Consider the following 11,956-nt stretch of genomic DNA (forward strand, 5'->3'; position numbering starts at 1 on the left):
TCGCCGCTATCCCCGCGCGGGGCAAAGTGCCCGCGTGCAGCGGGCGCTTTGCGTCTGCGTGCGCGTCGCGTAGGATGTCCGTTAATTCAGCACACGCTACGTTCGCGCCGCAGCCTGGCAGCCGCTGCGGCCGAAGAGGCGCGATGCGCTTTCCCTCAGGTTCGTTTCACGCAACCGACGGAGACCACCTTGGCCACAGTTGCTCGCCTGTTGCTGTCACCCGGCGCACGCCGGTTCGTTTCCGGCCTGTCGGCATGTGCGGCGCTTGCCGCGGCCGGCACCCGCGATGCGTCGGCCCAGACGCCTTCGCCGCTCGGCGAGTGGCAATACTCGGCGGGTGTGCCGCTCGAAAAACTGTTCGAGCCGAACATTTCCACGTGGAATATCAGCGTGGGCGCCGCGATGACGCTGCAGCCGCGCTATGCGGGCTCCGACCGCTATCGCGTGATGGGCGGCCCGAACCTCGACATCCGCTATCGCGACCTGTTCTTCCTGTCGACGGGCGAGGGGCTCGGCGCGAACGTGCTGCGCGGGCCGAACTGGCGCGTGAGCCTGTCCGTCGGTTACGACCTCGGGCGCCGTTCGGCCGACGATATCCAGCACCTGAACGGCCTCGACAACATCAACGCGGCGCCGGTGATGAAACTGGCGGCCGATTACGTGATCTCGAAGGAGTTTCCGCTCGTGCTGCGCGCGGATATCCGGCGCAGCATCGGCGGCTCGAACGGCTGGGTCGGCGATTTCTCCGCGTACATGCCGCTGCCGGGCAGCAACGAGCATTTCTTCTGGTTCGCGGGGCCGACCGTGTCGTTCGCCGATTCGCGCTACATGAACAGCTGGTTCGGCGTGAACCAGGGAGCCGCCGCGCGTTCGGGGCTGCCGGCGTATTCGTCGGGGGCCGGGATCAAGTCGTACGGTGCGGGCGTGACCATGGCCTGGTTCGTGAACAAGCACTGGTTCATCACGATCGACGGCGCGATCGAGCAGCTCGTCGGCCGCGCCGCGCGCAGCCCGATCACGCAGCAGTCGACCAACGGCGTGTTCGACATGTCGGTGAACTACCAGTTCTGAGCACGGCCGGGCAGCAGAGAGGCGATCGGGGCAGCGGCATTTCCCGTCACATTTGATATGATTCCGACCTGTACAAATGTACAGTGATCGATCCCCGTGACGCCTGCTTCGCCGACGCCCCCGGCGTTTTACTACCTGACCAATTTCGAACGCGCGCTGGCCTGGCTCGGCGCGCGTTACGACGACCTGTTCGATGCGCACGAGCACGCGTTCGTCCGGCAGTTCGCCGCGCTGCCGCAGGCGTCGCGCGCGCTGCTCGTCCGGATGCTGATGCGCAACGGGTCCGATTTCCGCGCGAGCAAGCTCGTGTACGACGAAATCGGCTGCGCGCTCGACGCGGCCGCACCGCTCGTCGAACTCGGCTGGGTCGATCCGGCCCCCGCGCTGACGCTCGACGAACTGTTCGCGCTGTCGACCAAGGCCGATCTGCTGCGTATCTTCCCGGCACTCGCCACGCATGCGGGCGAGCGCAAGCCCGAGTGGCTCGAACGGCTGCGGCCCGCGCACGACGTTGCGCAACCGCTCGAAGCGTGGTGCGCGCAGGCCGATGACCGCGTGCTGCGCGTGACGGTCGGCGCGCTGTGCGACCGGCTGCGCCTGATGTTCTTCGGCAATCTCCACCAGGACTGGAGCGAATTCGTGCTCGCCGATCTCGGCGTGTTCCAGTACGAAAGCGTACCGATCGCGCCGTCGTCGCGCGCGTTCCAGCAGCGCGGCGACGTCGACGCGTATCTCGCGCTGCAGACGTGCCGCGATGCGCTCGACGCTTGGCCCGACGATCTGCCGTTCGACGACCTGGTGCGCGCGATCGATGCGGTCGGCTGCGCGCAGCCCTGGCTCGCGACGCGTCGCGCGAAGCTGCTGTTCGCCCTCGGGCAGACGTGCGAGCGCCGGGCGGACTGGGCCGGCGCGCTCGACGCGTATGTGCGCAGCGCCTGGCCGGGCAGCCGCCATCGGCGCATCCGCGTGCTCGAACGCTGCGGGCGTGACGACGATGCGCTCGCGCTGGCGCTCGAGGCGCGCGGCGGTTTCGAGAGCGACGAGGAGCGCCAGCGTGTCGAGCGCATGCTGCCGCGCCTGCAGCGCCGGCTCGGCCAGCGCGTCGAACGGGCGGCCCCGGCGGCGGACGTGCCGCGCGAAACGCTCGTGCTCGCGCGCCCCGATGCGTTCGTCAGTGTCGAATTCGCGGTGCGCGACCATCTGGCGCTACCGGCTTCGCCGGTTCATTACGTCGAAAACACGCTGATCAATTCGCTGTTCGGGCTGCTTTGCTGGGAACCCGTGTTCGCCGCGGTACCCGGCGCGTTCTTCCATCCGTTCCAGCGCGGCCCGGCCGACCTGCACGCGCCCGATTTCGCCGCGCGCCGCGCGGATGCATTCGCCGCGTGCTTCGCGCAACTCGATTCGGGCGCTTATCGAGAGACGATTCGCCGGCACTTCGTGACGAAGGCGGGGCTGCAATCCCCGTTCGTGTTCTGGGGCGTGCTGAGCGACGCACTGCTCGACGAGGCGCTTGCGTGCCTGCCGCCGGAACACCTGCGATTGTGGTTCACGCGCCTGCTCGCGGATATCCGCAGCAACCGTTCGGGGCTGCCCGATCTCGTCCGCTTCTGGCCCGGCGAGCGCCGCTACGAACTCGTCGAGGTGAAGGGCCCCGGCGACCGCCTGCAGGACAACCAGACGCGCTGGCTCGCATACTGCGTCGCGCACGGCATTCCGGTGCGCGTGATCGATGTCGAATGGGCCGGCGCGGACGTCGCGCCCGTCGAGGCGGCGGGCCTGTCCGCATGAGCTACGTCGTCGCGGTGCGGGCGATGTGCGAGTTCACCGCGCGGCGCGGCGATCTCGACCTGCGCTTCACGCCAGCGCCCACCGCGCTCGAAGGCATCGCCGGCCACGGCGCGGTCACGTCGAACCGCGGCGCGCGCTACGAAACCGAGATCGCGCTGACGGGCACGTGGGGCACGCTCACCGTGCGCGGCCGCGCGGACGGTTACGATCCGGTGGCGAACCGCCTCGAGGAAATCAAGACCTTCCGCGGCAGCCTCGACGCGATGCCGGCCAACCACCGCGCACTGCACTGGGCGCAGGCGAAGGTCTACGCGCACCTGATGTGCGACGCGCGCGACCTCCCGGAAATCGACGTCGCGCTCGTCTATTTCGACATCGTGTCCGAGCGCGAGACGGTGCTGACGCAAACGCTGGGGGCGGCAGAGCTCGCGGCGTTCTTCGCCGAGCAGTGCGCCTGCTTCGTCGGCTGGGCCGAACGCGAGACGGCGCACCGCGCGGCGCGTGACGCGGCGCTGCGCTCGCTCGCGTTTCCGCACGGGCAGTTCCGCAGCGGCCAGCGCGAGCTGGCAGTGGCCGTCTATCGCGCGGCCCGCGACGATCGTTGCCTGATGGCGCAGGCGCCGACCGGCATCGGCAAGACGCTCGGCACCGTGTTTCCGCTGCTGAAGGCCTGCGGCGAGGGCGAGCTCGACCACGTGTACTTCCTGACCGCGAAAACGCCCGGCCGCGCGCTCGCGCTCGAAGCGGCGGCGACGCTCGGCGCCGGCACGCCCGCGCTGCCGCTGCGCGTGCTGGAACTCGTTGCGCGCGACAAGGCGTGCGAGCATCCCGACAGTGCGTGCCACGGCGAGTCGTGCCCGCTCGCGAAGGGTTTCTACGACCGGCTGCCGGCCGCGCGCGACGCGGCGATCGAGGCCGGGCTGCTCGACCGCGACACCGTGCGCGCGGCCGCGCTCGCGCACGACGTCTGCCCGTATTACCTGTCGCAGGAACTCGCGCGCTGGTCCGACATGGTGATCGGCGACTACAACTACTACTACGACGGCAGCGCGATGCTGCACACGCTCGCGCAGCAGAACCAGTGGCGCGTCGGCGTGCTCGTCGACGAAGCGCACAACCTGCTCGATCGTGCGCGCAAGATGTACAGCGCATCGCTCGATCCGTTCGCATTCGCGGCCGCGCGCGAGGCCGCACCCGCCGCGCTGCGCAAGGCCTTCGACCGGCTTGCCCGCGCGTGGGGCACGGTCAATCGCGCGCAGGCCGAGCGTTATGCCGCGTATCCGGAGATACCGGGCCCGATCGTGTCGGCGTTGCAGAACCTCGTCGCGGCGGTCGGCGAGCACCTGGCCGACGCGCCGCGCGCGAACGGCGACGCGCTGCTGCGGTTTCATTTCGAGGCGATCCAGTTCGGCGTGCTTGCCGAAGCGTTCGACAGCGCGTCGATCTTCGACGCGACGCTGCACGGCGAACCGATGCCGCGCCAGCCGGCGCTCGACGGCGTTGCGTCGGCCGGCCGCCGGCGCCGCGTCCAGTCGACGCTCTGCGTGCGCAACGTGATTCCGGCCGGCTTTCTCGCGCCGCGCTACGAAGCCGCGTGCGCGACCGTCCTTTTCTCGGGCACGCTGAGTCCGTTTCATTTCTACCGCGACACGCTCGGGTTGCCCGGCGACACGGGCTGGCTCGACGTCGACGGGCCGTTCCGCGCCGAGCAGCTGACGGTGCGCGTCGCGAGCCACGTGTCGACCCGCTGGCGCGACCGCGACCGGTCGCTCGAACCGATCGTGGACCTGATCGCCGCGCAATACGCGACGCGGCCCGGCAACTACCTCGGGTTCCTGAGCAGCTTCGACTATCTGGGGCGCGTGGTCGCGCTGATGCAGGCACGGCACCCGGACGTGCCCGTCTGGGCGCAGGCGCCCGGCATGACGGAAGGCGAGCGCGACGCGTTTCTCGCGCGCTTCGACGCGGGCGGGCGCGGCGTCGGCTTCGCGGTGCTGGGCGGGGCGTTCTCGGAAGGCGTGGACCTGGTCGGTGAGCGGCTGATCGGCGCGTTCATCGCGACGCTCGGGCTGCCGCAGGTCAACGACGTCAACGAGCAGATGCGGCGTGCGATGGACGCGCGCTTCGGCAACGGCTACGACTACATGTACCTGTATCCGGGCTTGCAGAAGGTCGTGCAGGCGGCCGGGCGCGTGATCCGCACCGAGCACGACGAAGGCGTCGTGCATCTGATCGACGACCGCTACCGGCGGCGGGAGGTGCGCGATCTGCTGCCGCGGTGGTGGCGGATCAAGTGACGGGGGCGCGACGTTGCGTGCGCCGGCGCGCGGCTTTTCCGTGCCGGCACGTCGCTACAGCACGTTGAGCATCGCGAGCGCGGTTTCCTGCAGATGCGGCAGCACGCGCCGCACGGCCGCGTCGGTCGTCTCCGCGCCGATCGGCATGTTCGTGCTCAGCGCGGCGACCACTTCGCCGTGACGGTTCTTCAGCGGCACCGCGATCCCGCGCACGCCGACCTGCAATTGCTGTTCGATCGCCGCGAAACCGGCGTCGCGTGCCTGGTCGACCTGTTCGAGCAGGCGCGCCTTGTTGGTGACCGTGTGCGGCGTGAACGGCGGCAGTTCGGTGTCGTCGAGCCATGCGCGCACGGCTTCGCGATCGGGATGGTGGGCGAGCAGCACGACGCCCGGCGACGTGAGCGGTGCCGGCACGCGCGCGCCGAGCACGAAGCCGGTCGTCATCACGCGCGACACGCCGTTGCGCGCGATGAACACGAGTTCCCATCCGTCGAGCACGCTCACATACGCCGATTCGTTCAGCGACGCGCTCAGTTGCTGCAGATAGGGCTGGACGGTGCGCGGCAGGCGCGCCGAATCGAAGTACGACCAGCCGACCCGCAGCACGCGCGGGGTGAGGCCGTACAGCTTGCCGTCGGTGTACACGTAGCCGAGCGATTCGAGCGTCAGCAGATAGCGCCGCGCGGCCGTGCGCGTGAGACCGGTGCGCGCGGCGGCCTGGGTGGGCGTCATGCGCGCGTGCTGGCTGTCGAAAGCCTCGAGGATCGCCAGGCCTTTTTCGAGGCCGGCAATCCAGTCGCGTCGGTCGAGTTCGGGCTTTTTCATCGTCGGAAGGTGGCGTCTCGGTGCGCGGTAATCGCGCGTGAGTGGGCGATTATCGCGCGAAATTCACCGGAGGCGATCGCCAACCTGAAGGCGTCGATCGAGTCGACGATTTCGATTTTGGCCGTGATCGAGCGCGTGACGCCGATCGACCTCGGCGGTGGCGTGAAGGGGCAGGAAACCGCGTATTCGCCGAAGATCGGCCCCGATCATGAGCGCGTACAGGCTGTACATGGCGCTCGGCGATACGCAGAGCTACCGGATCGGCGCTGACATGCGCGACCTGTGTGGAAGACATGCCGCGGGCCTTGCCGCTGCTCCGCGGCATTGCCGGGACGATCTCGCTGGCGAAGGCGCGCTAGAATCGCCGGCTCAACTGGACCACAACAATGAAAATTCGCGAATCCGTGTTGGCCGTGCTCGTCGCGGCCGTGCCGCTGCTTGCCGCGGCGAATCCCTCGTCCGGCACGCTCCTCCCGAAGCCGTCCGTCGACGTGCGTGCGTGGCCGCGCATGACGTCGCCGAAATTCGGCTGTTACGTCGAAACAACCTTCGGCTACCGTGACAAGCGCTTCAATTGCGCGCTGAAGAAGTACCGGAATACCGGCGATGCGTGCGGAAACACGAAGGCCTACTACGAAGGCCCGGTGTTCCCCGACCGGCTCGCGGCCAGCGTGCATCCGCTCGCGACGAAGGTCGAACTGGACTGGGAGCACGGCGATCTGCAGATGGTCACCGTCACGCTCAAGGGAACCTGGAACGAAGCGGACGTGCGCAAGGCGTTCGGGCTGCCGCGCGCGGAAGCGCGCCAGCTGACCGACGCGGAGTTGCGCTCGGCGCCGGGCAACCTGATGGACACGAGTGTCCAGTATCCGTCGTCCCCGCTCGACGAAAGCCTGGCGAAGCGCCCGAGCAACCCGGCGCGCGGGACGACGGCCGTGATGCTCTACGGGTTCGACCACATGGGCGCCGGCGATGCCGATTGCGGGGGCGGCGAGTAACGGGGGAGCGGGCGGCGGGAGAGAGACGGGAGAAGGCGGCTGACACAGCCGCCAACCGGGTGCGGGTGGCGGTACGGCGCTCGTGTGGCGTACGCCGTACCTTCAGCGTCTTACTCGCTGCTCGTCCATTCGACGTTCGCGCCGACCGAGCGCAGGTTCTCGACGAAATGCGGATGCGCGCGGCGAATCGGCAGCGCATTCATGATTTCCGAGCGGCCTTCGATGCTCGCGGCCACCATCAGCAGCGCGATCGCGACGCGGATGATGTACGGGCTCTCGACGCGGGCCGGCGTCAGTTGCAACCCGCCGAACGTGATCAGCCGGTGCGGATCGGACAGCAGCACGTGCGCGCCGAACTTCGACAGTTCGCCGGACCAGCCGAGCGCACCGTCGTAGACCTTGTTCCAGAACATCGCGCTGCCTTCCGCGCGCACGCCGAGTGCGATGAAGATCGGCAGCAGGTCGACCGGCAGGTACGGCCACGGCGCGGCTTCGACCTTGGTGAGGATGTTCTGCGTGAACGGCCGGCGCACGCGCAGCGGGCCGTCGCGTTCCGCGCGGGACCAGCCGTCGCGGTGCGTGACGTTGACGCCGAACTTCGCGAACGTGCGGTCGATCAGCGGGAAGTGTTCGGGCGACGAGTTGCGTACCGTGATGTCGCCGCCGGTGATCGCGCCGAGCGCGAGGAACGTCGCGATTTCGTGGAAATCCTCGGCGAAGCGGAACTCGCCGCCGCCGAGCTTGCCGCCGCCCGTCACGCAGAGCCGCGATGTGCCGATCCCCTCGATCGCGACGCCGATCATCGCGAGGAACTGGCAGAACTCCTGCACGTGCGGCTCGGACGCGGCGTTCATCAGCGTGGACGTGCCGTTCGCGGTCGTCGCGCACAGCGCGAAGTTTTCGGTGGTCGTCACCGACGCGTAGTCGAGCCAGTGATCGTTGGCCGTCAGCGGGCCATCGGTACGGACGATCAGCGAATCGGGCGTGCGCTCGATGTGCGCGCCGAAACGTTCGAACACCTCGACGTGCGGATCGATCTCGCGCACGCCGAGCGTGCAGCCCTTCACGTCGTTCTCGAGGCGCGCGACGCCGAAGCGCGCGAGCAGCGGCGGAATCAGCATGATCGACGAACGCATCGCTTCCGGCAGCCGATGGACGGCCGGATCGAATTTCGTGTCGCGATGGTGGAGTTCGAGCAGGCCCGTCGTGAAGTCGACCGACACGTCGCTGCCGAGCGTGCGGAAGATGTCGAGGATCTTGCGCACGTCGGTGATGTCCGGCACGCCGACGAGGCGCAACGGCTGGTCGGTCAACAGGGTGGCGCACAGAATCGGCAGGACGGCGTTCTTGTTCGCGGACGGCTTGATGTCCCCGCGCAGCGGAGTGCCGCCGTGGACGATGAGATTCGACATGATATGGGGGCGTATCGGTGACTGACGTAGGCCCATATGATGCCATTGGTCGGCGGGCGGCGTGGAATGTTCAGAGGGGAAAAGGGGGAATCAGGGCGTATAACTGACAGTGTTTGACGTCGCGCGCACGACGAGCGACGCCGTTGGCGGCCGCCATCGAGCGATGCGTGATGGCCGGCCACGTTGGGGGCCGGCCATCGGGTCGTTACTGCGCTGCCCGCATCCGCGCGGCGACGATCAGCGAAATCAGGCAGCCCACCGCGAGATAACCGGCGACGAGGTGCCACGAGCCGCCTGCCACGCTGACGAGGCCGACCGCGATGAACGGCGTGAACCCGCCGCCGACCACGCTCGCGAACTGGTAGCCGACGCCCGCGCCGCTATAGCGGTATTCGGCGCCGAACAGCTCGGTGAACAGCGGCTGCTGGACGCTCACGACCATGTCGTGCGCGGCGTTCGCGAGCAGGATCGAGAAGATCACGATCCACGCGATCGACCGCGCCTCCAGCGCGAGGAAGAACGGCACCGCGGACGCGACACCGATCAGCGCGCCGATCAGGTAGATGCGGCGCAGGCCGTAGCGGTCGGCCAACCACGCGAAACACGGGATCGTCACGCAGCTCACCGCCCCCACCAGCAGGCCGATGTTCAGGAACAGGTCGCGCGACATGCCGAGGTTCGTCGTCGAATAGCTGAGCGCGAACGCGGTGACGATGTACATCGTGAACAGCTCGGCGAGCCGCAGCGCAATGATCAGCAGGAACGCCTTCGGATGGCGCGTCAGCGCCTCCAGCACCGGCAGGCGCAGCTTGCGGTTGCCGTGTTCGACCTTCTCGACGAACTCCTGCGATTCGTCCATGTTCTTGCGCACCCACAGCCCGATCAGCACGAGCACGATGCTGAACACGAACGGCAGGCGCCAGCCCCACGACTTGAACGCGGCCTCGCCGAGCGTATGGCTCAGGATCGACACGATGCCCGTGGCCAGCACGAGGCCGACGCCGTAGCCGACCTGCACGCCGCTGCTGTAGAACGCCTTCTTTTGCTTCGGCGCGCTTTCGACGGCCATCAGCGCCGCGCCGCCCCATTCGCCGCCGACCGCGAAACCCTGGATCGCGCGCATCAGCACCAGCAGCACGGGTGCCCACCAGCCGATCGTCGAGAATGCCGGCAGCAGGCCGATCGCGACCGTCGACAGCCCCATCAGCATCACCGTCAGGACCAGCATCCGCTTGCGGCCGAGCCGGTCGCCGTAGTGGCCGAACACGACACCGCCGAGCGGCCGGAACAGGAAACCGACGCCGAAGGTTGCGAACGCCGCGAGCGTGCCCATCGTCGGGCTGACTTTCGGGAAGAACTCGGAATTGAATACCAGCGCGGCGACGATCCCGTACAGCAGGAAGTCGTACCAGTCGACAACGGCGCCGACGAAGCTGCCGATCGCGGCCTTGCGGGCCTGGCTGCGGACGCGGGCGCCGGCGGCGGCGTCGAGGGTGTCGAAGGTTGGGGTCATGGCGGTGTCTCCTGGCACGGCGCATCGTGGAATCGTGGCGGCGCCGCGTCCGATGCTGCATTGAAGTCGATGAGTGAACGGAGAATAGGGCGCGCGCCGTACGGCGGCAATTGGCCAATCGGACAAGATGCGCGATTATCGTACAAGTCCGTCCGATTATCGAACGCTTTTCGGGTTTGCACTAGGCGGTGCGACGATATCCCGTTTGGCCAGGGTGTGCCGCCGTGAACGATCTGGTTAAAATCTGCAGCATTGAGAACTTGCCCGTTCGGAGCGGATGCGGTCGCCACGTTGGCCGCGCTTGCCGCCAGCGACGGGCGCCATCCCCATCGAACGCATGCCCCCGGAGACTGGAATGCCCGGCAATTCCCACCCCCTGTCCAGCGATACGCCGCCCGTTGCCGATCCGGCTGCCAATCCGCTCGGGATGGCCGGCCTCGAATTCGTCGAATTCGCGGCGCCCGTGCCCGAGGCGCTCGCTCAGCGCTTCGAGCAGCTCGGGTTCAAGGCGATCGCGCGGCATGTCAGCAAGAACGTCACGCTCTACCGGCAAGGTCAGATGCATTTCCTGATCAACGCCGAGCCCGATTCGTTCGCCGCGCGCTACGCGGAGGAATACGGGATGGGTGTCTGCGCGATCGGGCTGCGCGTGGCCAGTGCCCGGCGCGCGTTCGAGCGGGCGATCGAGCTCGGTGCGTGGGCGTTCGAAGGCGAGAAGGTCGGGGTCGGCGAGCTGAAGATCCCCGCGATCCAGGGCATCGGCGATTCGCACCTCTATTTCGTCGACCGCTGGCGCGGGCGCGACGGCCAGCGGGGCGGCGTCGGCGACATCTCGATCTTCGACATCGATTTCCGGCCGATCGACATCGCGACCGCGCATACCGATCTCGACTGCGTGGGCGTCGGGCTGCAGCAGGTCGATCATTTCACGCAGACCGTCGGCGCGGGGCGCATGCGGGAGTGGCTGGATTTCTACCACGACCTGCTGCATTTTCGCGAGATCCACGAAATCGACGCGCACTGGCATGTGTCGGAGGAATCGCGTGTGATGGTGTCGCCGTGCGGCGCGGTGCGGATTCCGGTCTACGAGGAAGGCACGCGGCGCACCGAGCTGATGCACGCGTATCTGCCCGACCATCCGGGCGAGGGCGTGCAGCACGTCGCGCTGGCGACCGACGACATCCTGTCCTGCGTCGATGCGCTGCGGGCGAACGGCGTCGAATTCATCGAGCCGCCGGCCCGCTATTACGATGACGTCGACGCGCGGCTACCGGGGCACGGTGTCGATCTCGACGCGCTGCGCCGTCGCGCGGTGCTGGTCGACGGTGAGATCGGCGGCGACGGCGTGCCGAAGCTGTTCTTCCAGACTTTCGTCAAGCGCCGGCCCGGCGAGATCTTCTTCGAAATCGTGCAGCGCAAGGGGCACCACGGGTTCGGCGAAGGCAATCTCGCGGCGCTCGCCCGCGCGCGCGACGCCGGCTGAGCAGCGCCGGCGCCCGCATCGGGCGTCCCGCGTCCCGCGTCGCGCCTCACGTGCCGGCGGCCGGCACCCGGTTCGGCGCGGGGTCGTTCGGCTCGTGCAGCACGCACGCGGTGCCGCCCGGCGTGTACATCGACACGACACAACGGTTGCACGACGTGCAGCCCGACTGCGCGAGCCGGCCGTCGCGCAGTCCGTTGACGAAATCCGGCTCGAACACGAGCGCGCGGGCGAGCGCGACCGCATCGAACCCTTCGCGCATCGCCAGCTCGACGTTCCCGCGCGAACGTACGCCGCCGAGGTAAGCGAGCGGCATCCGGACGGACGCGCGCACCTTCCTCGAGTGCTCGAGGAAATACATCTCGCGAAACGCGCCCATCTTCGGCTCGGTGAGTTTCTGCAGCGCCATCGCCGCGCGCACGATTGCGTTGTCGGCGTTCGCGCGCGCGTCGCCGGGCAACGGGCTGCCGAACAGCTGCCACACCGATTCGACGTTCATCCCGCCGCTGAGCACGAGCAGGTGCGCGCCTTCGGCTTCGAGCCGCCGCGCGATCTCGCATGCGTCGTCG

General features: G+C 68.4%; 9 protein-coding genes and 1 pseudogene. 6 read left to right on the forward strand and 4 right to left on the reverse strand.

The window, feature by feature from the left end:
* Positions 1-189: 189 nt before the first annotated feature.
* From FOZ70_RS35035 to FOZ70_RS35045, 3 genes are all read left to right on the forward strand, one after another.
* Positions 190-1,071: a MipA/OmpV family protein gene (locus FOZ70_RS35035; RefSeq protein WP_060052661.1), complete on the forward strand. Its 882-nt coding sequence runs from the start codon at positions 190-192 to the stop codon at positions 1,069-1,071.
* A gap of 96 nt (positions 1,072-1,167) precedes the next feature.
* On the forward strand, positions 1,168-2,862 hold the full coding sequence (locus FOZ70_RS35040; protein WP_060376100.1) for a VRR-NUC domain-containing protein: 1,695 nt from the start codon (positions 1,168-1,170) through the stop codon (positions 2,860-2,862).
* Positions 2,859-5,159, forward strand: coding sequence for an ATP-dependent DNA helicase (locus tag FOZ70_RS35045; protein ID WP_219707737.1), 2,301 nt, complete (start codon positions 2,859-2,861; stop codon positions 5,157-5,159). The genes FOZ70_RS35040 and FOZ70_RS35045 overlap by 4 nt, the downstream gene beginning before the upstream one ends.
* Before the next feature lie 54 nt (positions 5,160-5,213).
* On the opposite strand, the gene FOZ70_RS35050 is transcribed toward FOZ70_RS35045, so the two are convergent.
* Positions 5,214-5,984, reverse strand: coding sequence for an IclR family transcriptional regulator C-terminal domain-containing protein (locus FOZ70_RS35050; protein WP_060372116.1), 771 nt, complete (start codon positions 5,982-5,984; stop codon positions 5,214-5,216).
* Here FOZ70_RS35050 and FOZ70_RS35055 point away from each other — a divergent pair.
* Complete coding sequence (locus FOZ70_RS35055) at positions 5,898-6,254, forward strand: hypothetical protein (RefSeq protein ID WP_219707739.1); 357 nt, start codon at positions 5,898-5,900, stop codon at positions 6,252-6,254. The two genes, FOZ70_RS35050 and FOZ70_RS35055, sit on opposite strands and share 87 nt — an antisense overlap.
* 116 nt (positions 6,255-6,370) lie before the next feature.
* Complete coding sequence (locus tag FOZ70_RS35060; RefSeq protein ID WP_059591136.1) at positions 6,371-6,982, forward strand: hypothetical protein; 612 nt, start codon at positions 6,371-6,373, stop codon at positions 6,980-6,982.
* Between the two features lie 110 nt (positions 6,983-7,092).
* Here FOZ70_RS35060 and FOZ70_RS35065 read toward each other — a convergent pair whose 3' ends face one another.
* Positions 7,093-8,394 carry a UDP-N-acetylglucosamine 1-carboxyvinyltransferase gene (locus FOZ70_RS35065; protein ID WP_059591134.1) on the reverse strand — a complete coding sequence of 434 codons (1,302 nt, stop codon included), beginning with the start codon at positions 8,392-8,394 and terminating at the stop codon, positions 7,093-7,095.
* Between the two features lie 205 nt (positions 8,395-8,599).
* Entirely contained in the window at positions 8,600-9,907 is a 1,308-nt protein-coding gene (shiA, locus tag FOZ70_RS35070) for a shikimate transporter (protein ID WP_219707738.1), read from the reverse strand.
* Between the two features lie 355 nt (positions 9,908-10,262).
* On the opposite strand from shiA, the gene FOZ70_RS35075 reads away from it, so the two are divergent.
* Complete coding sequence (locus tag FOZ70_RS35075; protein WP_059861260.1) at positions 10,263-11,390, forward strand: VOC family protein; 1,128 nt, start codon at positions 10,263-10,265, stop codon at positions 11,388-11,390.
* 46 nt (positions 11,391-11,436) lie between these two features.
* On the opposite strand, the pseudogene FOZ70_RS38330 reads toward FOZ70_RS35075, so the two are convergent.
* Positions 11,437-11,956, reverse strand: a pseudogene (locus tag FOZ70_RS38330) (NADH:flavin oxidoreductase); the annotation flags it as partial.

Origin of the sequence: Burkholderia sp. COPS (genome assembly GCF_019425585.1) — a bacterium.
GTDB lineage: Bacteria > Pseudomonadota > Gammaproteobacteria > Burkholderiales > Burkholderiaceae > Burkholderia > Burkholderia cepacia.